This window comes from Micrococcus sp. CH7, assembly GCF_001595485.1.
GTDB classification, from domain to species: domain Bacteria; phylum Actinomycetota; class Actinomycetes; order Actinomycetales; family Micrococcaceae; genus Micrococcus; species Micrococcus luteus.
This window is the reverse complement of record NZ_LOSQ01000030.1, coordinates 1-25,294: the sequence shown is the minus strand read 5'-3', so window position 1 is coordinate 25,294 and position 25,294 is coordinate 1. Positions and strand designations below refer to the sequence as shown.

The window sequence follows — 25,294 nt, the reverse complement described above, 5'->3', positions numbered from 1 at the left end:
CTCCCGGTGCCCGGGTGGCGGGGCCGCGGCGCGTCCGGGGCCGTCAGACCATGGTCAGGGTCAGACCCGGGCGGCGCAGGATCGCGCCGACGTCCGCGAGGAAGCGCGAGCCCTGCTCGCCGTCCACGAAGCGGTGGTCGAACGAGAGGGACAGCGTCATGACGTCCCGCAGGGCGATCTCGCCGCGATGCTCCCACGGCATCCTCCGGACCTGGCCGATCGCGATGATCGCCCCCTCACCCGGGTTGATGATCGGGGTGCCCGCGTCCACGCCGAACACCCCGACGTTCGTGAGCGTGAAGGTGCCGCCGGCCAGATCCGCCGGGGACAGCCGCCCCTCGCGGGCGAGGCCCGTGAGATCGCGGATGGCGTCGGCCAGCTCCCTCAGGCTCATCGCCTGGGCGTCCTTGACGTTCGGCACCATCAGCCCGCGGGGGGTGGCGGCGGCGAAACCGAGGTTCACGAAGTTCTGCTGGACGATCGTCCCGGCGGCCTCGTCCCACCGGGCGTTGACGTCCGGGGTGCGCTCCATCGCCACGAGGCACGCCTTGGCGGCGAGCGTCATGGGCGTGAGCTTGACGTCCCGGAACTCGCGGGAGGCCTTGAGCTCGGCGAGCAGCTCCATGGTCTCGGTGACGTCCACCTGCAGGAACTCGGTCACGTGCGGGGCGGTGAACGCGGACTGCACCATGGCCGCCGCGGTCGCCTTGCGCACGCCCTTGACCGGCACGGCCTCCGTGCGCGGGCGGCCGCCCAGGGTGCGGACGCCCCCGGTCGAGCCCGACTCGGCGCCGGACTGCGGCGGCGCCGCCGCGGCCGCGGGCTGCCCGCCCCCGGCCAGGAACGCCTCGACGTCCGCGCGGGTGATGACCCCGCCCACACCCGTGCCGGTGACCTGCTCCAGATCCACGCCCGCGCGGCGCGCGTACAGGCGCACGGGCGGAGTGCACCGGGGTCGCTCGCCCGGGGCCGGCTCGTGGGCCGCGTCCGCGCGGTCCGGCTCGGCGGCCTCGGGCTGCGGGCGCCCGGCGCCGGCGGGGGCCGCCTCCGACGTGGACGGCGCCTGTCCGCGGGCGGGCTCGCCCGCCGGGGCGGCCGACGTCGCCGGGGCCGCGGAGCCGCGCCGCGCACGGCGGCCGGGCTTGCCGGTGTCCGGCGCGGCGCCGTAGCCGACGAGGGTGGGCACGCGGCCGTCACCCTCGGCGGGCCCGCCGACGTCGGGCTCGGCGCCCTCGAGGGTGAAGGTCACCAGGGGCGCACCGACCTCGAGGGTCTCACCCTCGGCGCCGTGCAGGGCCGCGACGACGCCCGCGAACGGGCTCGAGACCTCGACCACGGCCTTGGCCGTCTCGACGTCGGCGAGCACCTGGTTCACGCTCACCGCGTCGCCCTCGGCCACGCGCCACGTCACGATCTCGGACTCGGTCAGGCCCTCGCCGAGGTCGGGCAGGCGGAAGGTCTTCTGGCTCATCGGGTCTCCTCCCCGGCGTTCTGGGCCGCGAGGAACTGCTCGGCGGTCTCGGGGGCGGCGAACGCGTCCACGGAGTCCAGCGAATTCGGTCGGCCCAGAGCACGGTCCAGGCCGTCGAGGATGCGGTCGAGGTCCGGCAGGTGCAGGTGCTCGAGCTTGGACGGCGGGTAGGGCACGTCCATGCCGGTGACGCGCACCGGCGGGGCCTCGAGCCAGTGGAACGCGCGCTCGGCCACCGTGGCCACGAGCTCGGCGCCGAGGCCGCCGGTGCGGGAGGCCTCGTGCGCCACGACGAGCCGGCCGGTGCGCCGCACCGAGGACTCGACGAGGCCGGTGTCCAGCGGGGACAGGCTGCGCAGGTCGACCACCTCGACCTCGACGCCCTCCTCGGCCGCCACCTCGGCGGCCTGCAGGGCGGTCTTCACGAGCGGGCCGTAGGCCACGAGCGTGGCGTCACGGCCCTCGCGCAGGATGCGGGCCGGGCTCATCGGCGGGATCGCGACGTCCAGGTCCACGTCGCCCTTGTCGTGGTAGCGACGCTTGGGCTCGAGGTAGACCACCGGGTCCTCCGAGGCGATCGCGGCGCGGATGAGGTCGTACCCCTCCTGTGGGGAGGACGGGGAGACCACGCGCAGGCCCGCGGTGTGCAGGAAGTAGGCCTCGGGCGACTCGGAGTGGTGCTCCGGGGAGCCGATGCCGCCGCCGAAGGGGATGCGGATGGTGACCGGCATCGGCACGGCGCCGCGGGTGCGGGCACGCAGCTTGGCCAGGTTCGCCACGATCTGGTCGAACGCCGGGTACACGAAGCCGTCGAACTGGATCTCGACGACGGGCCGGTAGCCGCGCATCGCCAGGCCGATGGCCGTGCCCACGATGCCGGACTCGGCCAGCGGGGTGTCGAGCACCCGGTCCTCGCCGAACTCGGCCTGCAGGCCGTCGGTGATGCGGAACACGCCGCCGAGGGCGCCGATGTCCTCGCCCATGAGCAGGACCTTGGGGTCGTCGGCCAGGGCACGGTGCAGGCCGCGGTTGATCGCACGGCCGAAGGTCATGCGCTCGCTCACGCGCCCGCCTCCTCGTCGTCGAACTGCTGCAGGTAGAGGGCGTGCTCGCGGCGCTGCCGCTCGAGCTCCTGGTGGGGCTCAGCGTAGATCTCGTCGAAGAGCCTGTCCGCGCCGTCCTCCTCGAGCGCCTCGAGGGCGCGGCGGACCTCGGCCGCCAGCTCGTCGGCCTCGGCCTGGGCCTGTGCGAGCACGGCGTCCACGTCCACATCGAGGGTGCGCAGGTGCGCCTCCACGCGGGTCAACGGGTCACGGGCCTTCCAGGCCTCGAGCTCGGCGTCGTCCCGGTAGCGGGTGGGGTCGTCCGCGGTGGTGTGCGGGCCCATGCGGTAGGTGACGGCCTCGATGAAGGTGGGACCGCCCCCGTCGGCCGCGCGCTCGACGGCGGCGCGGGTCGCGGCGAGCACGGCCAGGACGTCGTTGCCGTCCACGCGCATCGACGGGATGCCGAAGCCCCACGGGCGGTCCGCGATGCTGCGGCGGGTCTGCAGGCGCACGGGCTCGGAGATGGCCCAGTGGTTGTTCTGGCAGAAGAACACCACGGGCGACTGGTACGAGGCGCTGAAGACCATGGCCTCGTTGACGTCTCCCTGGCTCGTGGCGCCGTCGCCGAAGTAGACGATCGTGGCGACGTCCGCCTGGTCCCGCTGGACGCCCATCGCGTAGCCGACGGCGTGCAGGGCCTGCGCGCCGATGATGATCTGCTGGGTGGCCACGCGCGTCTCGTTCGGGTCCCAGCTCGAGAACGTGGAGCCGCGCCACACCCGCAGCAGGTCCAGCGCGGGGACGCCGCGCAGCAGGGCCACGCCGTTCTCGCGGTAGGACGGGAAGACGAAGTCGTCCGGGCGCAGCGCGACGGCGGAGCCCACCTGGGCGGCCTCCTGGCCCAGCAGCGGGGGCCACAGGGCCAGCTCGCCCTGACGCTGCAGGTGCGTGGCCTCGACGTCGAGGCGCCGGACCACGGCCATCTGGCGGTACAGCGCGGCGAGGGCGTCGGCGTCGACGTCCTCGATCCACGGGGCGAGCTCCGGCTGCGGACGGCGGCGGCCCTCCGCGTCGAGCACCTGGAGCATCACGGCCTCAGCCGGGCCCGCCGGGGGCGGAGAGCCGGCGGATCGGCCGCCGGTGGGACGGGTGTGGTCCACGAGGGTCACTGCACTGCCTTCCGATCGACGCCCACGGTGCGGGGCGAGGGAGTTGTACGCATGCGCGAGCAGGGGTGGAGCGCGCGGCGTCTCGGTGGTGTGATTGTAATCACTTCAGTGTGATCTGCGCCACTCTCCCGGGGCCGCCGCGCGAGGGCCGGGTGTCAGGCGCGGCGCAGCAGCACGTCGACGGCGGCGTCAAGGTAGGCGTCGACCTGGCCCTCCTCGTAGCCGGCGGCACCCTCGGCCTCGCTGAACGCCGCGCGGCGCACGTCGTCCGCGGTCAGCCCGCCTTCGGCGTCGGGATCCGTCGAGTCCTCCGCACCGGCCAGGGTGACGCGCAGGCGGTCCACGAGCGCGTCCACCTGGTCCACGTCGTAGCTCACGGCGTCCGCGCGGGAGGGGCGGCGGAAGCGCTCCGCCGGGGCCCGGTCGGCACGGGCCACGAGCTCGGCCACGCGCTCCTCGAGGTCTGCGGCCCAGTCCTCGTCCCCGCGCTCGGCGACGAAGGCCTGACGCTCGGCGGCGGCCAGCTCCTCTTCGAGGCGGTCCAGCTCGTCGTCCACCTCGTCCGTGGCGTAGCCGCCGTTGACGGTCGCGAAGCGGGCCTGGCGCACCTCCTCCGCCGTCAGCGGGGCACCGCCGTCGCGTGCCTCACGGGCACGCGCCATGAAGGCGTCCACGTGGGTGGTCTCGTAGCCGATCTCGTCCTGCTCGACGAGCTCGAAGACCGGCTCGGCGTCCGGGGTGGTGCGGGGGGTCATGGGCGTCTCCTGCGGTGCGGGTCCCGGACGTGCCGGGTCGAGGGGTGGATCAGGTCAGGGGCAGCGCCAGCACGGTGTAGGCCACCGGCGAGGCGAACACGAGGGAGTCCAGGCGGTCCATCACGCCGCCGTGGCCGGGCAGGGCGGAGGACATGTCCTTGATGCCGAGCTCACGCTTGACCATGGACTCGGAGAAGTCCCCCGCGGTGGCGGCGGCGACGGTGGTCACGCCGAGGACGGCGCCGATCCACCACGGCTGGCCGACCAGCAGGGGGACGGCGACGACGCCCACCAGCACCGAGCCCGCCAGGGAGCCGGCCAGGCCCTCCCAGGACTTCTTGGGGCTGATGCGCGGGGCGATCGGGGTGCGGCCGAGGCGGTAGCCCACGATGTAGCCGAACGTGTCGTTGGAGACCACCATCAGCAGCAGGATCGCCACCATGCGGTGCCCCAGCGGCTCGTCCAGGAGCGCAGCGGCGAAGGAGAGCAGGAACGGCGCCCACAGCACGATGAACACGCCCGCGAGCATGAACTGGCCCGCCGGGCGCCGGCGCGTCAGCGCCGTCCACACGGCCACCAGCGCCAGGCATGCCACCAGGGCGATGAACAGCGCGGGCACCCCCCACCGCCACGCGGTGAGCGGCAGGACCGCCGCGGCCACCCAGAGCGGGGGCCGCGGCACGTCCAGGCCGATGCCGCGTACCGCCGTCGCGATCTCGGACACCGCGCCGACCAGCAGGGCGACCACGAGCACGACCAGCAGCCAGTCGAGCCAGAAGAGGCCGACCAGGGCCGTCGCCAGCAGCCCCACCCCCACGAGGACGGCGGACTTGAGGTCGCGGCCGCCGCGCGGGGGTGCGGGCGAGGTGGGCACGGCGGAGGTCATGGGACGAGCGCGGACGGCGGGAGGCTCAGACCTCCAGCAGCTCCTGCTCCTTGTTCTTGGCCATCTCGTCGATGAGCTCGACGTGGCGCTTGGTGAGCGCGTCCAGCTCCTTCTCGCCGCGGGCGCCCTCGTCCTCGCCGACCTCGCCGTCCTTGACGGCCTTGTCCATGGCCTCCTTGGCCTTGCGACGGGCGTTGCGCACGGAGATCTTGTGCTCCTCCGCCTTGGACTTGACCAGCTTCACGTACTCCTTGCGGCGCTCCGCGGTCAGCTCCGGCATCACGATGCGGATGACCTTGCCGTCGTTGGACGGGTTCGCGCCGACCTCGGACTCGGACAGGGCCTTCTCGATGTTGCGCAGGGCCGACTGGTCGAACGGCGTGATGAGCAGCGTGCGGGCGTCCGTGGTGGTGAAGGACGCCAGCTGCTGCAGCGGGGTGAACGAGCCGTAGTAGTCGACCATCACCTTGGAGTAGAGGCCCGGGTTGGCGCGGCCGGTGCGCACGGAGGCGAAGTCCTCACGCGTGGCCTCGATGGTGCGGTCCATCTGCTCTTCGGCGGACTGCAGGGTCTCCTGGATCACGGTGTCTCCTCGGTGTGGTGGATCAGGTCTGCCGCCATCCTACGCGGCGGGCCTCAGACGGTGACGGTGGTCCCGATCGGCTCGCCGAGCAGGGCGCGGGTCACGTTGCCCGGGCCCTCCATGCCGAACACGCGCATGTCCAGGTCGTTGTCCTTGCACATGGTCATGGCGGTCAGGTCCATCACGCGGATGTTCCGCAGCAGCGCCTCATCGTAGGTCAGGTGCGTGAGGCGCTCGGCGGTGGGGTCCTTCTTGGGGTCCGCGGTGTAGACGCCGTCCACGCCGGACTTGGCCATCAGGACCTCGTCTGCCCCGACCTCCAGGGCGCGCTGGGCCGCCACGGTGTCCGTGGAGAAGTAGGGCAGGCCGGTGCCGGCGCCGAAGATCACGACGCGGCCCTTCTGCATGTGGCGGATGGCGCGCAGCGGGATGTAGGACTCCGCCACCTGCTCCATGTGGATGGCGGACTGCACGCGCGTGGTGACCCCGGCCTGGATGAGGAAGTCCTGCAGGGCCAGGCAGTTCATCACGGTGCCGAGCATGCCCATGTAGTCGGCCCGACGGCGGTCCATCCCGTTCTCGGACAGCTCGGCGCCACGGAAGAAGTTGCCGCCGCCGACGACGATCGCGATCTCCACCTGGTCCGCCGCGGCGGCGATCTGCTCGGCGATGCCGCGGACGGTCTCCGGGTCCACGCCGATCTTGCCGCCGCCGAACACCTCGCCCGAGAGCTTGAGGAGCACGCGACGGCGGCCGGTGTCGTCCGAGGTCTGCGGGGCGTGGGCGGTGGTCGGGTCCTCGGGGGCGCGGTTCGTCTCCATGGGAAGCATCTCCTGGTCGGTGGGGGGTCGGGCCGGGGACGGCCGTCCCGGGGGCGGACACGCGGACGGGGTGGCCGCCCGGTCGGGGCGGCCACCCCGTCATGCGATGGTCGTCGGCGCCATCCGGCGCCGGAGTGGACCTCGGGTCGCTCCCGATCCTACGCCCCCGCGGGGCGTGGACCGGGAGCGGCCGGTCCGGGTGCGGCGGTCAGTTGCCGACGCGGAAGCGGGCGAACCCGGTGACGTTGGTGCCGGCGTCGGAGGCGACCTTGCCGACGGTCTGCTTCGGGTCCTTCGCGAACGGCTGGTCCACGAGCACGATCTCCTTGAAGAAGCCGGTCAGGCGGCCCTCCACGATCTTCGGCAGGGCCTGCTCCGGCTTGCCCTCGGCACGGGCGGTCTCATCGGCGATGCGACGCTCGTTCTCGACGGTCTCGGCCGGCACGTCCTCACGGGTGAGGTACGTGGGCGAGTAGGCCGCGACGTGCACGGCGATGTCGTGCGCGGCGGTCTTGGCCTCGGCGGAGTCGGCGTCCACGGCGAGGAGCACGCCCACCTGGGCCGGCAGGTCCTTGGAGGTCTTGTGCAGGTAGGCGTCCACGTAGGCGCCCTCCACGCGGGCCAGGCGGCGCACGGCCACCTTCTCGCCCAGCAGGGCGCCCTCCTCGGTCACGTAGTCGCCCAGGGTGCGGCCCTCGTAGTCGGAGGCCAGCAGGCCGTCGACGTCGGTGGCGCCGGAGGCGACGGCGGCGCGCAGCACCACGTCGCCCAGGGCGATGAACTTGTCGGCCTTGGCCACGAAGTCGGTCTCGCAGTTGAGCTCGATCATGACGCCGACGCCGTTCTCGACGGTCGCGGCCACGAGGCCCTCGGCGGCCGAGCGGCCCTCGCGCTTGGTGGCGCCCTTGAGGCCCTTCACGCGGATGATCTCGATGGCCTTCTCGGCGTCGCCGTCGGCCTCGTCCAGAGCCTTCTTCACGTCCATCATGCCGGCGCCGGTGCGCTCGCGCAGGGCCTTGATGTCAGCAGCGGTGTAGTTCGCCATGCTCGTTCGGTCCTTCCCGTGGTGTGGGTTGTGCGGGATGTTCGGGGTCTGAACCGGCCCGTCGGCCCGGCCGGGTGGGGCCGGGCGGACGGACCGGCCGGGATCACTCGCCCTGCGGGGCGGCCTCGGCGGCGGGGGCCTCGGCCTGCTCGGCCGGCGCCTCGGCGGCGGGGGCCTCGGCCTGCTCAGCCTGCTCGGCCTGCTGGGCGTTGTGCTGCTCGAGCCGCTCGCGCTCCCACTCGGCCATCGGCTCGGCGGCCGCCTGGCCGGACTTGCCGCCCTGACGGGCGATCAGGCCCTCGGCGACGGCGTCCGCGACCACGCGGGTCAGCAGGTTCACGGAGCGGATGGCGTCGTCGTTGCCCGGGATCGGGTAGGCGACCTCGTCCGGATCGCAGTTGGTGTCCAGGATGGCGACGACCGGGATGCCGAGCTTCTGGGCCTCGTCGACGGCCAGGTGCTCCTTCTTGGTGTCCACGACCCACACGGCGGAGGGGGTCTTGGCCATGTTGCGGATGCCGCCGAGGTTGGCCTGCAGCTTCTCGAGCTCACGGTTGAGCAGCAGCAGTTCCTTCTTGGTGAACTGCGAGCCGGCCACGTCCTCGAAGTCGATCTCCTCGAGCTCCTTCATGCGCTGCACGCGCTTGGAGACGGTGGAGAAGTTGGTCAGCATGCCGCCGAGCCAGCGGTGGTTCACGTAGGGCATGCCCACGCGGCCGGCCTGCTCCGCGATGGCCTCCTGGGCCTGCTTCTTGGTGCCGACGAACAGGATGGTGCCGCCGTGGGCGACGGTCTCCTTGACGAACTCGTAGGCGCGGTCGATGTAGGACAGCGACTGCTGGAGATCGATGATGTAGATGCCGTTGCGCTCGGTGAAGATGAAGCGCTTCATCTTGGGGTTCCAGCGGCGGGTCTGGTGGCCGAAGTGGACACCGGAGTCGAGGAGCTGGCGCATGGTCACGACGGGCATGACGTTCCCTTCTGTGGCAGCCGTGGCACCCCGCGCTTCACGCGCGGGCGGTCTGCCGGTCGATTTCTTGACGGTTGGCGGCCGGCCCGGTCGGGCGGCCCCTGGCATCACGACGGCGGGCTGCCGGGCCCCACGAGCACCCGCGCCGACGTCCTCTCCAGGAGGACGGCGGGGACGGGACCGAGCGTGGGGGCTGGGCCGCTGAAGCGACCCACCGCGATGCGCGGAGTCGGCGTCCGGGGCACAGCACAGGGCCGGCCACAGGACACCGCTGAGGTGAATCCTACCCCAGGTGGGCGACCGCTCCCATCGCCGACTCCTGCACAGGGGCCGGTGCGGCGGGCGCTCTCCACGATGGGACTGCGGGCCCGCCACGCGGCCGCCCGGGACGCCAGGCTGACGCCATGACCCCTCGCACGCTCCTCCCCCGTCCGCTCCCGCGTCCGCGCATCGCGGGGTGCGTCGCGGCAGCCCTGCTCGCCTGGCTCGTCCTCGCCCTGGGGATGGGCGACCTCGGCCCCGTGTCCCGGGCCACGCCCGCACCGTCCACGCGCGACGCGCTGCTCCTCGTCGCGGCGTCCCCGGCAGGTCCGGGCGCGACGGCCGCGCCGGTCGCGTGGCACCCGCCCGTCGCCGGCGCCGCCCCGGATGACGTGCTCCGCGCGTTCGTCGCACCCGAGCGACCGTGGAGTCGGGGGCACCGGGGCGTGGACCTCGCCGTGCAGACCGGGGCTCCGATCCAGGCGCCGGCGGCGGGCCGGGTCGTGTTCGCCGGGGTCGTGGTCGACCGCCCCGTGCTGACCCTCGAGCACGCGAACGGGACCCGCAGCTCCCTCGAGCCGGTGGAGGCCGACGTCGCGGTGGGGGCCGTCGTCGACGCGGGCGACCCCGTGGGGCGACTGGCCGGGGCGCCACCCCACTGCCCGCGGGCGTGCGTGCACTGGGGCGTGCGGGAGCCCGATGGCTGGCGGGTGGGGGACGCGGCCTTCGACCGCTACCTCGACCCGCTGGTGCTCATCGGCTGGAGCGGCCCGTCCGTGCTCTGGCCGCACGCCGCGCCACACCCAGCGCGGCCGTGAGGTCCAGAAGCCGGCGGGCGGACTCGTCCCAGCTGAACCGGGCCGCCTGGGCGACGCTCGCCCGGGAGGCCGCGGCGAACTCGGCGGGGTCCTCGAGCTCCCGCACGCGGGCCGCGAGCGCGGCCGCCCGGTCCCCCTCGAGCGGGACACCCCGGAAGGACGGGGTGCCCGCGCCGGCGATCTCGCGGAAGATCGGCAGGTCCGAGCACACCACCGGCGTGCCATGGGCCATCGCCTCGGCCACGGGCAGGCCGAAGCCCTCGGCGCGGGAGAGGGTGACGGCCGCGGTGGCCCGGCGGAGCAGGCGCACGTACTCGGCCTCGTCGGTGCCGTCGTGGAAGACCACGTCCGCGCCGGCGGCCCCTGCGCCGGCGCGGCGCGCGGCCAGCCGGGCCTCGAGCTGCCCGCGGCGCTCCGGGCTGATGCGGGAGAGCAGGTGCAGCGCGTAGCCCGGCAGCAGGGGCGCGGCCGCCACGAGGGACTCGACGTCCTTGTAGTCCATGAACGAGCCCATGTAGAGCAGCGTGCGGTCCGGGGTCTCGTCCGGGTCACGCGGCTCCGGTACCGTCTGCGCCGCATTGGCGATGACGTGGACCGGACGCCGGGTGAGGCGGTGCCGGTCGATGAGCTCCGCCGTCGTCCGGGAGACCGTGGCGACCGCGTCCGCGCGGTCGAGCAGGAGCCGCTGCGGGGTCTTGGTCAGGTGGTAGGCCCGCCACAGCCAGCGGATCGGCTCGGGCAGGTTCCGCGGCGGGGTGCGGTGCTCGTAGTAGATGAGGTCGTGGAGCGTGAGGATCAGCGCGTAGTCCCGCCCCCACGACCCCATGGTCTGCATGGGCGAGAAGACGACGTCCGGTCGCAGGCGCGCGACCTGACGGGCCACGAACGGCTCGCGTGGGGAGGTGGGGCCGGAGACGAGGTGCCACGGCACGCCGTCCGGGAGCAGGGCCAGCTGTCGTTCGTCCGAGATCAGCATCGCGACTTCGACCTCGACGTCGGCCCCCTCCGGGCCCGGCGCGTCGGTCCGGCGGGCGACCGCCTCGATGAGGCTCGCGCCGTAGCGGGAGATGCCGTCGTGGAAGTCGGTGCGGGTGTAGCGGGCGTCCATCAGCAGGCGCAGGGGGCGGGAGGGGCTCACCCGCACCACGCTAGCGCCGCGCCGGAGAGGGGCGGGGACAGCCGCGCACGGTAGGTGCCGACCGGGGCGCGTCGAGCGCCGATCGGCCACCTGGACGTCATCCGAATTTCTGATTGCGTTTCGATAACGATCGTGTATCTTGATCACGGATCGGTTACAGCCGATCCGCCACACCGGGGCTTCCTCCGCGTCCTCGCGTACCCGGTCATCCGCACTGCTCGTCAACTCGCACCCGCGGTCCGGCCTCGTTCCGGGCATCGCCCGGAGGCACCGCCCTCACGGGCCGCAGGTCCTGTCCGGGAAGAAGATCCGATGTCCGTGACCTCCTCGCACGCCGCTGTGCGTCGCGCCCCCCGCACCGCCGCCGCCTCCGTGGCCCTCGCCCTGGGCGCCGCCGCCCTGACCGGCGTCGGCACCGTGTCCGTCGCCGAGACCGCCCAGGCCGCCGAGACCGCCTACACCGTCCGCTCCGGCGACGGCTGGTGGATCATCGCCCAGCGCACCGGCGTCTCCATGTCCAGGTTGCAGTCGCTCAACGGCATGACCGCCGCGACCGTGCTGCATCCCGGCATGGTCCTCAAGACCTCCGGCACTGCCACCCCGACCCCGGCCCCGGCGCCGTCCACCTCGGGCTCGACCTACACCGTGCTGGCCGGCGACGGCTGGTGGATCATCTCCTACCGCACGGGGGTGTCCGCCTCGATCCTGCAGTCCATCAACGGCATGAGCTCCTCGACCATGCTCCACCCGGGGATGGTCCTGAAGACCACCTCGGTCTCCACCTCCAGCGCCCCCGCCGTCGCCCCTGCGCCGGCGCCCGCGTCCAAGCAGGCTGCCGTCGACTACGTGCGCTCCGCCGTCCGGAACCCGTCCTCCTATTACGTGTGGGGCGGCAACGGCCCCTCCGGCTTCGACTGCTCCGGCCTCACCCAGCAGGCCATGGCCCGGGCCGGCATCTCCATCCCGCGCCGCGCCGGCGACCAGTACCTCGCCGCGAAGTCCTACGTGCCGATCTCCCAGGCCCAGCCCGGCGACCTCGTGTTCTATGCGAACCAGTCCACCGGCCGCATCTACCACACGGCCATGTACATGGGCGGCGGCCAGCTCGCCCACGCCCTCAACGAGGACGCGGGCCTAGTGTTCACCTCCACGACGATCATGAAGTCCGACATGCTCGCGGTGGCCGCCCGCTACTGAGCACCGGCACGACGACGGCCCCCGGCCCGCGCCATACCGCGCGGCCGGGGGCCGTTTTCTGTAGGGCGTGCGGGACTTGAACCCGCGACCCAGGGATTATGAGTCCCCTGCTCTGACCGACTGAGCTAACGCCCCTCCCCCGCGGCATCGCGCGGGACCCGCCCATCCTACCGACGGGTCTCAGAGCATCGCGCGGACCTCGGCGGCCGTCGCGCCGCGGTAGAGGCGCTCGAAGATGTCCACCGTCTTCTGGGCGGAATGATGCAGGGCCTTCGCGTGGGACGCCTCGCCCATGGCGGCGCGGTCCGCGTCCGAGAGGTCGAGGATCCGGGCGATCCGATCGGCCAGGGCCACGTGGTCCCCGGGCGGGAAGAGGTGGCCGTTGACGCCCTCGTCCACGAGGTGGGGCAACGCGAGGGCGTCCGCGAGGACCACCGGGGTGGACGCGCTGAGCGCCTCGAGGGTCACGAGGGACTGCAGCTCCGCCGTGCCCGGCTGGCAGAACACGTCGGCGCGCAGGTAGGCCGCCCGCAGCTCCTCCTCGGAGACGTGGCCGCGCAGCAGGACGCGGTCGGCCACCCCCTCCTCGTCCACCGTGGCACGGATGCGGTCGCGCTGCTCGCCGTCGCCGACGATCTCGGCGTGCACGTCCAGGTCGGGGCGGGTGCGGGCCAGGTGCGCGATCGCACGGATCAGCACCTCCACGTTCTTCTCCACGGCCAGCCGCCCCACGAAGAGCACGACCGGATGGCCGGGATGGTCCACCCTCTCCCCCGGCTGCAGCTCGTAGGCGCTCGCGTCGATGCCGTTGGAGACCGGGAGAACGTTGTCCAGGCCGGCGTGCTCGGCCATGGCCTGCGCGGCGAGGGCCGTGGGGGTGGTGACCACCGCGCCCTTGCCCATGAGTCGACCCATGTCCTTCCACGACACCCGGGAGACGGTGTCCAGGAACCACTGCGGGAACGGCAGGAACGGCTCGAGGTTCTCCGGCATGAAGTGGTTCGTGGAGACGATCCGGATGCGGCGCCGCTCGGCCTCGTTGATGGCGGCCTCGCCGATCATGTAGTGGCACTGGGCGTGCACGACGTCCGGCTGGACCTCGCGGTAGATGCGGCGGAAGGAGATCTTGGCATGCCGCGGGAGCACCACACGGTAGTACTCGTGCGTCGGCGCCGGCAGGGAGCGCAGCAGGTGCACGGTGGCCTCCGGCCGGTGCTCCACGGTGTCCGGGCCGGCGTCACTGCGCGGCATCACGACGTGGACCTCGTGGCCGCGCGCGTGCAGCGCCGTGGCGAGGCGGTGGCCGAAGGTGGCGGCCCCGTTGACGTGCGGCGGATAGGTGTCTGCGGCGATCAGCACCTTCAGGGGGCGGTCGGCGGCGATCCCGGGACGGTCGGACACGGCGGTCCCTCTCTGTGGTGGCGATGGCACGACGGCGCCCGGCCCGTGCCGTGAGGATCGGCCGCGGGCACGGCGCGCGTCCCACGGTAGCAACCGTCGGCGCCGGCACGAGGATGCGCGAGGGGGTCAGCCCCGGCGGGACGGGTGCTCGCGCGGGTCCTGACCGTCCGCCCGCAGGCCGCGGGCCTTGCCCACCGCGCGCACGAGGTAGTCCCCCGCGGCGAGGATGTGCAGCAGGCAACCGGCGCCGACCAGAGCCAGGGCCACGCCGCTCCACGGGCCGCCGTCGACCCCCGGCACACGGGCGAGCAGCAGCAGGGGCGTGCCCACCAGCAGCAGCGCGGTGCGCACCTTGCCCAGGACCGTGACCGGCAGATCCGGGCTGCCGCCGAACAGCCACAGGCACACGGCGGCGAGCACGAGGTCCGGGATCGCGATGGCCAGGGCGAGCCAGAGCGGGGCGATGCCGGTGGCCACGAACGTCACGGCCACCACCAGCAGGGAGAGGCGGTCCGCCACCGGGTCGAGCCACCGCCCGACCGTGGAGATCATGTCGAACCGGCGCGCCACGTAGCCGTCCACCCAGTCCGTGCCGGAGAGCACCGCCAGGATCACGAACGCGTCCAGGTGCCGGCCGTCGACGGTGAGCCACACGAACACCGGGACCAGGGCGAAGCGGGCCAGGGTGATGAGGTTCGGCACGGTCAGCCAGGTGTCGCGGACGCGGTACTCGTGGCCCTCGCGCAGGCCGACGTCGATCACACGCATGGGTCGCTCCTCCAGGGTCCGCGGGCGGACGCCCCCGCCGGGCGCCCCACACGCCCAGCCTACCGACGCCGTCGCCCCTGCCCGCAGACGACGAGGCCCCGATCCGTGGGGATCGGGGCCTCGGGGGCTGGGGAGGGCGGGCGCCCCCGGGTCAGCGGCGGCGCAGGCGGCCGGCGAGCGCCACGAACGCGGCGGAGGAGGCGCCGAGCAGCGCGAGCGGCTGCCAGTGGTCCTTCACGTAGTCCTCGGCCTCGGCGGTCCGCTCCCCCGCGCGGGCGGCACCGGTGAACGGCGCGGTCTGCTCGGTGGCGTGCGTGGTCTCGGGGGTGACGCCGCGACCCTTGCGCTGGGCGGCGAAGGCCGCGAGCTGGCCCTTCACGTTGGTCTTCTCGTCCAGGCCGGAGCGGATGTCGCCCAGGTGGCGGCGGCGCAGGTCGGCACGGCGACGGATCTCGGCCTCGGTGGCGTCGTCGCGGTCCGGGTGGGGAGCGGCCTCGCCGTTCTTGCGGGCCTTCTTGTTCTCCTCCTTCTCCACCTTCTTCCGCTCGGCCTCACGGGCGGCCTCGACACGCTTGGCCTCGGCGCGCTCCGCCTTGAGGCGGTCGTACTCGGCCGGGTCGAAGGCGTTGCCCTCCTTGAGGTAGCCGAGGTCGTACTCGAGGTTGCGCACGGTCTCCTGCGGCACGAGCGGCATGGCGCCCTTGACCATCACGAGGCCGACGCCGGCGAAGATCAGGCCGAGCACGAGAAACGCGAGCGCCACCATGAGCGCCGGGAACCAGAAGCTCGGGTCGGCGAAGGCGCCGACCAACGTCACCACGAGGGCGACCACCATGAGCGCGAGGAAGAACAGGCCCACCACCGCGACGCCGGCGCCGATGCCGGCCTTCTTGCCCTTCGCGGCCACGTGTCCCTTGGCGAGCGCGAGCTCGTCCTTCATCTGCAGGGGCAACAGGCGCACGACGGCGCCGAGCAGGTCGGTCAGCGAGCTCGCGCGGGTCTGCGGGGTCACCGGGACGGCGGTCCGCGGCGCGCGGGCCTTCGACGCATCGGCGGGGGGAGCCTGGTGGGACATGGTGCATGCCTTCCGTGGAGTGCCTGGACAGATGCGCCCGGGCGGCGCGGCGGCCACCGGGCATTCTCGAGCAAAACTATCACCGGCCCGCCCCCAGGGGGACGGGCCGGGTGCGCGCGGTGGCGGCTGGATCAGAAGTCGATGACCGCCGGGTCGGGGCCGAGGCGGCCGTCCTCGCGGTCGAGGGCGTCGATCCGGGCGACGTCGTCGGCGGTCAGCTCCACCCCCGCGGCCTCGAGGTTCGAGACGATGCGCTCGGGCGTCACGGACTTGGGGATGACCACGAAGCCCTGGGCGAGGTGCCACGCGATGACCACCTGGGCCGGCGTCGCGCCGCGGACCTCGGCGATCTCCGTGACCACGGGATCGGCGAGGAGGTCGCCGCCCTGACCGAGCGGGGACCAGGACTCGTGGACGATGCCGTGGCGGCCCTCGACCTCGCGCAGCTCGCGCTGCTGCCAGTACGGGTGGGTCTCGACCTGGTGGATCGCGGGCACCACACCGGTGGCCTCGATGATCTCCTCGAGCTGGGCGGCCGGGAAGTTGGAGACGCCGATCGAGCGCACCTTGCCCTGCTTCTGCGCCTCGATCAGGGCCTTCCAGGTGTCCACGTACTTCCCCTGCGCAGGCTTGGCCCAGTGGATGAGGTAGAGGTCGACGTAGTCGGTGCCGAGCTTGTCGAGCGAGGCGTCGAGGGCGGCGAGCGCCTCCTCGTAGCCCTGGTCCGAGTTCCACACCTTGGTGGTGAGGAACAGCTCCTCGCGGGCGACACCGGACGCGGCGATGCCGCGGCCCACGCCCTCCTCGTTCCCGTAGATCGCGGCGGTGTCGATGTGGCGGTAGCCGGCGCGGATCGCCTGCTCGACGACGTCGGCGGCGACGTCGTCCTCGACCTGCCACACGCCGAGCCCGAGCTGCGGGATCTGCTGGCCGTCGTGGAAGGGGACGGTGGGCACACTGGTCATGAGGGAGCTCCTGCAAGGTCGGGGTCGGGCGGATGCGTCGGATGCAACCGCGCGCGGGCGGCCGGCATTCCCGACGGCGGTCACCGGGCCGGGGCGCCGCCGTCGGACGTCCGCTCCCCCGCGACGACGGCGCCCACCGCGCGGGCGAAGGCCGCGAACACCTCAGCGGGGTCATTGGCCGTGACGAGCCGGGCGTTGGGGCGCCTGCCCCAGATGTCCCGCGTGTCGTGGACGGTCGTGCCGCGCAGCAGCTCCGAGTCCGCCTCGACGTCGACGACGGTGGCCCGCGTGGCGATGCGGGCCTGGCCCGCGGCCACCTGGGCGGCGAAGAGGTCGTGCAGGTGGGCGATGTAGCCCTGGTCGTAGTCGTGGTGGAACTCGAAGTAGAAGCGCAGCGCGTCGGCGAGCACGTCCAGGACGGGGCTGCCGGTGGCGGCGTCCGGCCCGGCGACCCGCGGTCGGTCCGCGGACCAGCCGACGGGGTGGGCCCCGGCGTCGGCCAGGAGGCCGTCCAGCAGGGCCGGCGTGTACTCGATCCGCTCCGTGGTCTCGAGCGCGCAGACCACCGGCAGGCGATCCTCGGGCAGGCCCTCGAAGGCCGTGAACACCTCCTTCGCGGCGTCCGGGTCCACCCAGGTGTTCCACTCGGCGGTGGGCGTGGTGTTGCCCGGATGATAGAAGGAGCCGCCCATGATCACGATGCCGCGGGCGAGGAACGGCAGGCGCGGCTCGGCGCGCAGAGCGAGGGCCAGGTTCGTCAGCGGCGCGGTGCAGAGGATCGTCGTCTCCCCGGGGTGGGCCCGCAGCTCGTCCAGCCACACGTCCACGGCGGGCCGGGACGAGAGCCGCTCGGGGCGCCGAACGATCCGGGCATGGCCGAGACCGCCGTCGCCGTGGGTCTCCGGGGTGGTGACCGCAGGGCGGCGCAGCGGGGTCTCGGCACCGACGGCCACCTCGACGTCGGCCCGACCGGCCAGGTCCAGCACCGCGGCGGTGTTGAGGGCGCAGTCCCGGGCGGTCGCGTTGCCGCCCGTGGTGGTGACGGCCGCGAGCTCGGGACCGGCGCCGAGGCGGTGGGCGCCCACGAGGTAAAGCAGGGCGCAGGCATCGTCGATGCCGGTGTCGACGTCGGCGAGGAGGCGGGCGGTCACGGGGTGGGCGTGCCGCCGTTGGCGTTGAGGGTCTCGCCGTTGACGTAGCTGGACTCGCCCGAGGCAAGGAACACGTAGGCGGGCGCCATCTCCACGGGCTGGCCGGCGCGGCCGATGGGGGTGCTGTGGCCGAACTCGGGCAACTTCTCCTCGGGCTCACCGTAGGACACGTGCTGCACCGTCCAGATGGGCCCGGGCGCCACCGCGTTGACACGGATGCCCTTCGGGCCGAGCTGCTCGGCCAGGCCCTTGGTGAAGTTGTTGATGGCGCCCTTGGTGGCCGCGTAGTCGAGGAGCCTCGGGTTGGGGTTGTAGGCCTGCACCGAGGTGGTGTTCACGATCGTGCTGCCCGGGCCCATGTGCTTCAGCGCGGCGCGGCTGAGCGTGAACATGGACATGATGTTGATCTGGAACGTCTCGTGGACCTGCTCGTCGGTGAGATCGGTCAGGTCATCGGAGATGAACTGCTTGCCCGCGTTGTTCACGAGGATGTCCAGGCCGCCGAGGCGCTGCGCGGCCTCGTCCACGAGGGAGGCACGGTAGTCGGCGTCCATCAGGTCGCCCGGCAACGCGACGGCGGTGCGCCCGGCCGCCTCGATCGCCGCCAGGACGCGGTCGGCGTCGGGCTGCTCCTGAGGCAGGTAGGCGATGGCGACGTCCGCGCCCTCACGGGCGTAGGCGATGGCGACCGCGGCACCGATGCCGGAGTCGCCGCCGGTGATCAGGGCCTTGCGGCCGGTCAGCCGGCCCATCCCCCGGTACGAGTCCAGACCGATGTCCGGGACGGGATCCGTCTTCACGTCCAGGCCCGGCTCGGGCTGGCGCTGCTTGGCGACGCGGAGCTTCGGGTGGCGGGTGCGCGGGTCGTCGTGGGCCAGCTGCGAGTCCCGCACGGGGATCGCGGGGGCGTCGTCCTTCTTCTCTGGAGTGGTCATGGGCCCGATGCTACGAGGCGAGCGCCAGAGGGTGACAAGGGACGGGGCGCGGCGTCGTCGGCGGCGTGGCCCACGCGACGACGGCGCCGCGGCGGCTAGGCGTCAACGCGGGGTCAGCGGGGCCCGCTGAGGCCGCGCAGGGCGCCACGGTGCTGGAGCACGTGCAGGTCCCAGCGTGCGCTGAGCCCCTCGAACAACCCGATGCCACGCCGGGAGTTACCTTGCTCGTCCAGGCGCGGCGACCACGTGGCGATGCCCAGGGCCCCGGGCACGGCGCCGAGCAGCGCGCCCGAGACGCCGGACTTCGCGGGCACGCCGACCTCGGCCACCCACTGGCCGCTGGCGTCGTACATGCCGCAGGTGAGCATCACGGACATCGCCTGCTGCGCTACCCACTCGTCCAGCACCCGCTCCCCTGTCACGGGGTTCGTGCCGCCAGCGGCGAGGGTGGCGCCCATGACGGCCAGCTGGGGTGCGGTGACCAGGACCGAGCACTGCGCGAGGTACCCGGCCACGGCCTCGCGGGCCGAGATGGGCAGCCGGCCGGCGTCGGCGAGCAGGTGGGCCAGGCCCAGGTTGCGGTCGGCGCGGGTGCGCTCGGCGTCGAGGACGTCCTCGCTGACCTCCAGCTCGACGCCGGCCAGCGCGCTGTAGCGGCGCAGCAGCAGGGCCGTCCGCTCGTCCTCGTCCCCGGCGGGCAGGAGGGAGTGGACCAGGATGGCGCCGGCGTTGATCAGCGGGTTGCACGGCCGGCCGTCGTCGTGCAGGGACAGGTGGTTGAACGACTCACCGGAGGGCTCGACGCCCACGTGCTCCAGCACGTGGTCCAGGCCGATCTCCTGCAGCACCACCGCGTAGGTGAGGGCCTTGGAGACCGACTGCAGCGCGAAGGCGTGCTCGGTCTCCCCGGCGGCGGCCTGGTGGCCGTCCACCGTGCACACCGCCACGGCGAGGCCGTCCACATGCTGGCCAGCGACGTCCTCGAGGTAGTCGGAGGGCTCGCCGCGGCGGTCGGACTCCACCTCGTCGAGCATCGCGCGCAGGTCGTCGTCGAATCGCGTCGTGTCCATTCCTGGTCACAGTAGTGGACGGGCAGGCGGGCGGGCGCCGGGCCGGTCACGGCGTTCACTGGACCGGGGCATTCGGGCCCATCGGCAGGTCCAGCCGCATCCAGCCGATGACCATGCCGGTGCACGCGGGCAGGAAGGCGATCGAGGACGGGAGCATCGTGGCGATCAGGGAGCCGATGCCCATCTTCCGGTCGTACCTCTGAGCCACCGCGATGATCAGCGGGACGCTACGCCTGCCGCGGCGGGTCAAGGCAAGACCCGGGAACCCGTGCCGGGGCTATCGTCGGGGGATGGACGTGCGGATCGGGACCTCCGGCTGGACCTACAGGCACTGGCGCGGGACCTTCTACCCGCAGGGGCTGCGGATCGCCGATCAGCTCGACCACTACACGGAGCGATTCCGGACGGTCGAGCTCAACGGCTCCCACTACCGCTGGCCGGCGGACAGCACCGTCGAGGCCTGGCGCGAGCGCCTGCCCGCCGGCTTCGAGATGGCCGTCAAGGCCTCCCGCTACCTGACCCACTACCGCAAGCTCAACGAGCCGCAGGACTGGGTGGAGCGCATCGTGCACACGCTGGACCTGCTCGGTGACCACGCCGGGCCGCTGCTGCTGCAGCTGCCGGCCAACCTGCACCGCGACGACGACCGACTCGCCGGGTTCCTCGGCCTGCTGCCCGAGCGGGTGCGCGTGGCGGTGGAGGTCCAGCACGAGTCCTGGCTGGACGAGGACGTGTTCGACCTCCTCGACCGGCACGGGGCGGGGTTCGTGGTCTCGGTGATCGCCGGGCGGGAGCCGGTGCTGCGCGCGACCGGGCGCCTCGCCTACGTGCGCTTCCACAACGCGGACCCGGACTGGCGCTACGGCGGCTCGTTCTCCGACGCCGAGCTCTCCCCCTGGGTGAAGCGGCTGCGGGAGCTGACCGGCGCGGACGCGGCGGGCGCGCGCCCCGCCTACGTCTACTTCAACAACGACAACCACGGCCACGCCGCGTTCAACGCGCTGACGCTGCGCAGGATGGCGGAGACCGAAGCCTGACACGTGCCGAGCGCGTGCCTAGCGTGAGGAGGAAGCGGCGGCCGAGCGCCGCCGTCGTCCCCCGAGAGCACAGGAAGGCAGACGCACATGACCCTCATGCAGATCCCCACGGACCACGGCACGATCGGACTGAACGTGGAGGAGGCCGGCCACGGGCGTCCCGTGGTCCTCATCCACGGCTGGCCGCTGACCCTCGACTCGTGGAAGGACCAGGTCGCAGCCCTGTCCCCGCACTACCGCGTGATCACCTATGACCGGCGGGGCTTCGGTGCCTCGGAGAAGCCCGCCGGCGGGTACGACTACGACACGATGACCGCCGACCTGCACGGTCTGCTCACCGAGCTCGACCTGCGTGACGTGACGCTCGTGGGCTTCTCGATGGGCGGTGGCGAGGTGGCGCGCTACATGTCCCGGTTCGGCGCGGACCGGATCCACTCGGTGGTGTTCGCCGGCGCGGTGCCCCCGTACCTGCTGAAGACCGACGACAACCCCGACGGCCCGCTGACCGAGAAGCAGGCCGCCGAGATGCGCGCGGGTCTCGAGAAGGACCGCGAGTCGTTCTTCGACGACTTCACGACGACGTTCTTCTCCACCCCCAAGCTGGCCGGCCTGACCAGCAGCCTCAAGGTCACCGAGGAGCAGCGCCAGGAGGCCATCCGGATGGCGCTGCAGTCCGACCAGACGGCGGCGCTGGCCTGCATGGACGCGTTCGGGGCCACCGACTTCCGCCGCGACCTGCCGGCAGTGACCGTGCCGGCCCTGGTCCTGCACGGCGACGCCGACCAGATCGTGCCGTTCAAGGGCTCCGGCAAGCGGACGCACAAGGCGATCGACGGCAGCCGCGTCGAACTCGTCAAGGATGCCCCGCACGGCTTCAGCATCAGCCACTCCGAGGAGTTCAACCGGATCCTGCTGGAATTCCTGGCGGAGTGAGGGGGCAGGTAGGCCCACCAGAGTGCTGAACGCGACACGGCGCTCGTGGGGGTGGTGCATGCCATCCACCACGGCGCCGACGCTGACCTGTCAGGCTCGATCCGACGCCGTGATCACCCGGAGCGCGGGATCAGGCCGACCGGCCGGCAGAACCGCGCGTCAGGACGTCGAGTACGAAGCCGATCAGCCCATGACGGGTGCGCGCGTCCTGAAATAGGCCAGATCGGAACTGCGAGCCCCGGTCCTCGTGCACCAGGCACCCAGCCACCACGGCTGCACCGCCGCGGCCTGCGACGGCCTTGTTCGCGCAGAGACAGAGCTTCTCCTCAGCCGTGAAGTGCTTCCTGATGTCGGTCAGTCAGAGCCTGCGCGGCGCTTCTGGAGCGGGCTGGCGCACAGACCGAGGTGCTGTCGATCCATGACGGCGAGATTCAGGCGCGTGAGAAGGGTCTGCCATGAGTTTGCTTGACACGAGTTATCAGGCGGCGGCAGCCGCCTGGACTGATTGAACCATCTCGAACTCGACAGGGGTGAGCTTCCCGAGACGGGCCTGCCTACGACGGCGGTGATAGGTCCGCTCGATCCAGCTCACGATCGCGAGCCGGAGCTGGTCGAAGGACTGCCAGCGACGCCGGTTCAGCACGTTCTTCTGCAACAGCGCGAAGAAGGATTCCATTGCCGCGTTGTCCCCAGCAGCACCGACCCTGCCCATCGACCCGACCAGGCCGTTGACCCGGAGCGTCTCCACGAACCGCCTGGCTCGAAATTGCGATCCTCGATCCGAATGCACCCGGCAACCCTGCACCTCGGCCTTGCCTCCACGCCGGCCCAGAGCCATCTGCAGGGCGTCCACGGCCAGCTGCGAGCTCATCCGCCGATTGATCGAGTAGCCCACGATCCGGTTCGAGAACACGTCCTTGACCGCGCAGAGATAGAGCTTGGAATCCCCGGCCCAATGCTCTGAGATGTCCGTGAGCCACAGCTGGTTCGGCTTCTCAGCGGCGAACTCACGACGAACCAGATCATCATGAACGGCAGGGCCAGGACGCTTGCCCGAGCCGCGACGGATCGAGTGGCAGCAGCGGACCTTCACGAGCCGACAGGCCTTCAACACCTGATGGTCCGACACGGCCAGGCCACGGCCGCGGAGCTCATCAGCCAGGAACCGGTATCCGAACTCCGGGTCATCGGCATGGGCATCGAGGACGGCGTTGGCGGCATGCGCGTCGGACCATTCCCGCTCGCTGACAGGTTCGGCCAGCCACTGGTAGTAGGCCTGACGGGAGAACCCGAGGACCCGGCAGGAGAGTTTCACGGCAATCCCGTCGCGGGCCAGGTCCTTCACGACGGGATAGGTCATTTTGGGGACTGACCCAATTTCAGGTTCGCCTGGGACAGATACGCGGCCGCACGCCGTAGGACCTCGTTCTCCATCTCCAACTCGCGGTTGCGGCGCTTGAGAGCCTTCAGCTCCTCGTTCTCAGCCTTGGTGATGCCGGGCCGGATCCCGGCCTCGACATCATCCTGGGCCAGCCAGCGCCGTAGGCAGGACTCGGCGATGCCGAAGTCCTTCGCGACCTGCGCGATCGGCATCTGACCCTTACGGGCGATCGCGACCACGTCCTGGCGGAACTCTCGGGGGTATGCAGCGGGCATGGGGTCATCCTTCCAGCAGTCCCTCCCGGGACCACAGATCAGATGTCAACCAAACTCACGGCAGACCCTTTCCTCCTACGGGTCAGGACGGGGGTGCCGGGCCAGAGGTCTCGGGCGGGCTGGGCACGGTGGGTGGGGGTGAGCGATAAAGGCATGTTCTTTCCTGGGCGGCCACCGTGCGATGCCCCCGTGGATGGAGGGGTGTGGGCCGGGCGGGAGGGTCAGTGGATGTAGGAGAAGACGCCCATCATCCCGGCCTCGGCGTGGTAGGCGTTGTGGCAGTGGGTTAGCCACTGGCCCGGGTTGTCCGCCTCGAAGTCGAAGACGATGGTTTGCCGGGGTTTGATGATGACCGTGACCTTGCGGGCGCCATGGTCGGCCAGCTGGAAGGTGTGGCCGTGCAGGTGCATGGGGTGCCACATGTCGGTGTCGTTGGTCATCGTGACCCGCACGCGTTCGTCCAACCGGAGTTCGAAGGCGCCCTCGAAGGGGTTGGCCGGGTCGAAGCGTCGCCCGTTGATGCCCCAGTCGTACTCCATCATCGATCCGGTGAGGCGTACCCCGTGGGTCGTGGTCGGGTCCTTGGGTGGGAGCAGGACGGATTCGTGTGCCTTCAGTCGGCTGCCATCGAGCACGGTTCCGCCCAGGGTCTGTGGGAGCCGACCGGAGAGCGTGGTCTTTGGACCGGCTGCGATGATGCCGTAGGCGTGGCCGGTCTTGCCCTCGGGCAGGGCCAGTACGGGCACCGCCTGGTCGCCGAGGGTGATCAGCACGTCCAGGCGTTCGCCCATCCCCAGGACGACGGCATCGGCCTGGCGGGGCTGGACCGGGAACCCGTCGGTGTGGGTGATGGTCAGTTCCTGGCCGGGGATCCCGACCCGGTAGGCGGTGTCTCCGGCCGCGTTGATCAAGCGCAGGCGGATCCGGTTGCCCGGGGTGCTGGAGAAGGTGTCCGGGTCGGATGGGGGGCGGCCGTTGAACAGGTGCACGGGGATCTTCACGTCGCCGGCGTCCCCGCCCAGATAGTCGCTCTCAGCGCCCATGAGCATGTGCTTCATGGGCATGCCCGAGGAGCTGTCCTGGCTCATGGACCCGTGGTCCATGCCCGCCATGCCGGCCATGCCCTCCATGTCGCCGGACATGTCCATCCCGGCGGAGAGTTCCTCGACGACGTCCTGCGGTGTTCCGGTGATCCCGTCGAGCCAGTCGTCCAGGATCACGACCCATTCCTGGTCGTAGCTGAGGGGCTCGTTGGGGTCCTCGACGATCAGGGCCCCGTACAGGGCGCGTTCGCGCTGGGTGTCGAAGTGGGAGTGGTACCAGTACGTGCCCGGATGGGACAGCCGGAAGCCGTACGTATAGCGTCCTCCGGCGGCGATGGGGTCCTGGGTCACCCCCTGGACTCCGTCGGCGTCGTTGCGCAGGGCCAGCCCGTGCCAGTGCACGCTCGTGTCCTCGGGCAGGTCGTTGGCGACGCTGACCTTGAGCAGGTCCCCGGTCTGGGCGCGCAGCAGCGGCCCGTTGAGGCCGTCGTTGTATCCCCAGGTGGTCAGGCCCCGACCCTGGAGGGAGGTCTCGAGGGGTGCGGCGGAGAGCCGGTGGGTGACGGTGGTGCCCGAGGCGGCGCGTCGTTTCTCGTACTCGGCGACCAGCGGGTCGGTGGGCAGGATGCGCCCTGACGGTTGGGGGCTGATGACGGGATCGGCGCAGGCGGCCAGCCCGGCCAGCGCCAGGGCCCCGACGGAGGCGCCCAGGAAGGTGCGGCGGGTGGTCAGTGAGGAGGTCATCGGTTCTTCTTTCCGTCATCCGGCCCCGTGTCGCAGGCGGGCGCGACGGGGCCGGGCATGGCTGATCAGTTGCTGGGTGAGGCCGGTGGCGTACCGGGGCTGCGTGCCGCTGTCACCCGGAGGTATTGGCGGACCCTGCGCTCACCGGTGGGGCGCGGCCGGGGGCTTTAGGTGCGGCTGACGGCCAGTTGAGCCAGTGAAGGGTCCACGGGGGCCGGAAATGGGCAACCCAGGGCAGGGGTGGTGCGGTCAGTCCCCCACCGGGGCTAGGGCGTGTCTGAGAATAGATGCACGAGTCAGCTGAGACCCTGGGGACATGTCCCGGTTCCAGATGCTCTCTGACACCCAATGGGAGT

Annotated in this window: 23 protein-coding genes, 1 tRNA gene and 1 pseudogene; 4 read left to right on the top strand and 21 right to left on the bottom strand. The window is 72.1% G+C overall.

Translation table 11 applies throughout. From position 1 onward, the window contains the following. Window positions 1-43: 43 nt before the first annotated feature. From AUV08_RS08850 to rpsB, 9 genes are all read right to left on the bottom strand, one after another. A complete protein-coding gene (locus AUV08_RS08850) occupies window positions 44-1,471 on the bottom strand; it encodes a dihydrolipoamide acetyltransferase family protein (RefSeq protein ID WP_036314052.1) in 1,428 nt (475 codons plus the stop codon). Beyond that, window positions 1,468-2,523: an alpha-ketoacid dehydrogenase subunit beta gene (locus tag AUV08_RS08845; protein ID WP_044659478.1), complete on the bottom strand. Its 1,056-nt coding sequence runs from the start codon at window positions 2,521-2,523 to the stop codon at window positions 1,468-1,470. Before AUV08_RS08845 ends, AUV08_RS08850 begins: the two co-directional genes overlap by 4 nt. Window positions 2,524-2,531: 8 nt before the next feature. Beyond that, complete coding sequence (gene pdhA / locus AUV08_RS08840) at window positions 2,532-3,686, bottom strand: pyruvate dehydrogenase (acetyl-transferring) E1 component subunit alpha (protein ID WP_061866735.1); 1,155 nt, start codon at window positions 3,684-3,686, stop codon at window positions 2,532-2,534. A 155-nt stretch (window positions 3,687-3,841) separates the two neighbouring features. Then, entirely contained in the window at window positions 3,842-4,441 is a 600-nt protein-coding gene (locus tag AUV08_RS08835; protein ID WP_049147668.1) for a DivIVA domain-containing protein, read from the bottom strand. A gap of 49 nt (window positions 4,442-4,490) precedes the next feature. Beyond that, window positions 4,491-5,327, bottom strand: coding sequence for a phosphatidate cytidylyltransferase (locus AUV08_RS08830; RefSeq protein WP_061866736.1), 837 nt, complete (start codon window positions 5,325-5,327; stop codon window positions 4,491-4,493). Window positions 5,328-5,352: 25 nt separating this feature from the next. Next, on the bottom strand, window positions 5,353-5,910 hold the full coding sequence (gene frr, locus AUV08_RS08825) for a ribosome recycling factor (protein ID WP_002857704.1): 558 nt from the start codon (window positions 5,908-5,910) through the stop codon (window positions 5,353-5,355). A 53-nt stretch (window positions 5,911-5,963) separates the two neighbouring features. Further along, on the bottom strand, window positions 5,964-6,731 hold the full coding sequence (gene pyrH, locus AUV08_RS08820) for a UMP kinase (protein WP_002857706.1): 768 nt from the start codon (window positions 6,729-6,731) through the stop codon (window positions 5,964-5,966). Between the two features lie 208 nt (window positions 6,732-6,939). Then, window positions 6,940-7,776 carry a translation elongation factor Ts gene (tsf, locus tag AUV08_RS08815; RefSeq protein ID WP_061866737.1) on the bottom strand — a complete coding sequence of 279 codons (837 nt, stop codon included), beginning with the start codon at window positions 7,774-7,776 and terminating at the stop codon, window positions 6,940-6,942. Window positions 7,777-7,879: 103 nt separating this feature from the next. Then, the gene (gene rpsB, locus AUV08_RS08810) at window positions 7,880-8,746 is read right to left on the bottom strand and encodes a 30S ribosomal protein S2 (RefSeq protein WP_061873192.1); all 867 of its coding nucleotides are present in this window, start codon (window positions 8,744-8,746) and stop codon (window positions 7,880-7,882) included. 404 nt (window positions 8,747-9,150) lie between these two features. Here rpsB and AUV08_RS08805 point away from each other — a divergent pair, with 404 nt between their 5' ends. After that, window positions 9,151-9,825, top strand: a complete 675-nt coding sequence (locus AUV08_RS08805; protein WP_060974055.1) for a M23 family metallopeptidase — start codon at window positions 9,151-9,153, stop codon at window positions 9,823-9,825. Here the strand turns inward: AUV08_RS08805 and AUV08_RS08800 are convergent. After that, on the bottom strand, window positions 9,761-10,963 hold the full coding sequence (locus AUV08_RS08800; protein ID WP_081097755.1) for a glycosyltransferase: 1,203 nt from the start codon (window positions 10,961-10,963) through the stop codon (window positions 9,761-9,763). The genes AUV08_RS08805 and AUV08_RS08800 overlap by 65 nt on opposite strands. Before the next feature lie 312 nt (window positions 10,964-11,275). On the opposite strand from AUV08_RS08800, the gene AUV08_RS08795 reads away from it, so the two are divergent. After that, the gene (locus AUV08_RS08795) at window positions 11,276-12,160 is read left to right on the top strand and encodes a LysM peptidoglycan-binding domain-containing C40 family peptidase (RefSeq protein ID WP_036339471.1); all 885 of its coding nucleotides are present in this window, start codon (window positions 11,276-11,278) and stop codon (window positions 12,158-12,160) included. Window positions 12,161-12,221: 61 nt separating this feature from the next. Here the strand turns inward: AUV08_RS08795 and AUV08_RS08790 are convergent. From AUV08_RS08790 to AUV08_RS11825, 9 genes are all read right to left on the bottom strand, one after another. Then, a tRNA-Ile gene (locus AUV08_RS08790) sits at window positions 12,222-12,295 on the bottom strand. A 45-nt stretch (window positions 12,296-12,340) separates the two neighbouring features. Continuing rightward, entirely contained in the window at window positions 12,341-13,561 is a 1,221-nt protein-coding gene (locus tag AUV08_RS08785; RefSeq protein WP_060974056.1) for a glycosyltransferase, read from the bottom strand. 126 nt (window positions 13,562-13,687) lie between these two features. Then, complete coding sequence (locus AUV08_RS08780) at window positions 13,688-14,329, bottom strand: CDP-alcohol phosphatidyltransferase family protein (RefSeq protein ID WP_020624488.1); 642 nt, start codon at window positions 14,327-14,329, stop codon at window positions 13,688-13,690. Window positions 14,330-14,480: 151 nt separating this feature from the next. Next, entirely contained in the window at window positions 14,481-15,404 is a 924-nt protein-coding gene (locus AUV08_RS08775; RefSeq protein ID WP_061866739.1) for a phage holin family protein, read from the bottom strand. 131 nt (window positions 15,405-15,535) lie between these two features. After that, the gene (locus tag AUV08_RS08770) at window positions 15,536-16,369 is read right to left on the bottom strand and encodes an aldo/keto reductase (protein WP_060973449.1); all 834 of its coding nucleotides are present in this window, start codon (window positions 16,367-16,369) and stop codon (window positions 15,536-15,538) included. Between the two features lie 80 nt (window positions 16,370-16,449). Next, on the bottom strand, window positions 16,450-17,520 hold the full coding sequence (locus AUV08_RS08765) for a nucleoside hydrolase (RefSeq protein ID WP_061866740.1): 1,071 nt from the start codon (window positions 17,518-17,520) through the stop codon (window positions 16,450-16,452). Beyond that, window positions 17,517-18,455, bottom strand: a complete 939-nt coding sequence (locus tag AUV08_RS08760; protein ID WP_036314031.1) for an SDR family oxidoreductase — start codon at window positions 18,453-18,455, stop codon at window positions 17,517-17,519. The genes AUV08_RS08765 and AUV08_RS08760 overlap by 4 nt, the downstream gene beginning before the upstream one ends. A 113-nt stretch (window positions 18,456-18,568) precedes the next feature. Continuing rightward, the gene (gene glsA / locus AUV08_RS08755; RefSeq protein WP_060974229.1) at window positions 18,569-19,525 is read right to left on the bottom strand and encodes a glutaminase A; all 957 of its coding nucleotides are present in this window, start codon (window positions 19,523-19,525) and stop codon (window positions 18,569-18,571) included. 55 nt (window positions 19,526-19,580) lie between these two features. Further along, window positions 19,581-19,775: an AbgT family transporter gene (locus AUV08_RS11825; protein WP_255351321.1), complete on the bottom strand. Its 195-nt coding sequence runs from the start codon at window positions 19,773-19,775 to the stop codon at window positions 19,581-19,583. Between the two features lie 40 nt (window positions 19,776-19,815). Between AUV08_RS11825 and AUV08_RS08750 the strand changes: the two genes are divergently transcribed. Beyond that, on the top strand, window positions 19,816-20,562 hold the full coding sequence (locus AUV08_RS08750; RefSeq protein WP_044659465.1) for a DUF72 domain-containing protein: 747 nt from the start codon (window positions 19,816-19,818) through the stop codon (window positions 20,560-20,562). 87 nt (window positions 20,563-20,649) lie between these two features. Beyond that, window positions 20,650-21,495 (top strand): alpha/beta fold hydrolase, encoded by an 846-nt coding sequence (locus tag AUV08_RS08745; RefSeq protein ID WP_010079170.1) that lies wholly within the window; start codon window positions 20,650-20,652, stop codon window positions 21,493-21,495. Window positions 21,496-21,973: 478 nt separating this feature from the next. Here AUV08_RS08745 and AUV08_RS08740 read toward each other — a convergent pair. Next, window positions 21,974-23,151 (bottom strand): annotated as a pseudogene (locus AUV08_RS08740) (IS3 family transposase). 221 nt (window positions 23,152-23,372) lie between these two features. Continuing rightward, window positions 23,373-24,938 (bottom strand): multicopper oxidase family protein, encoded by a 1,566-nt coding sequence (locus AUV08_RS08730; protein ID WP_060974119.1) that lies wholly within the window; start codon window positions 24,936-24,938, stop codon window positions 23,373-23,375. Between the last annotated feature and the right edge of the window lie 356 nt (window positions 24,939-25,294).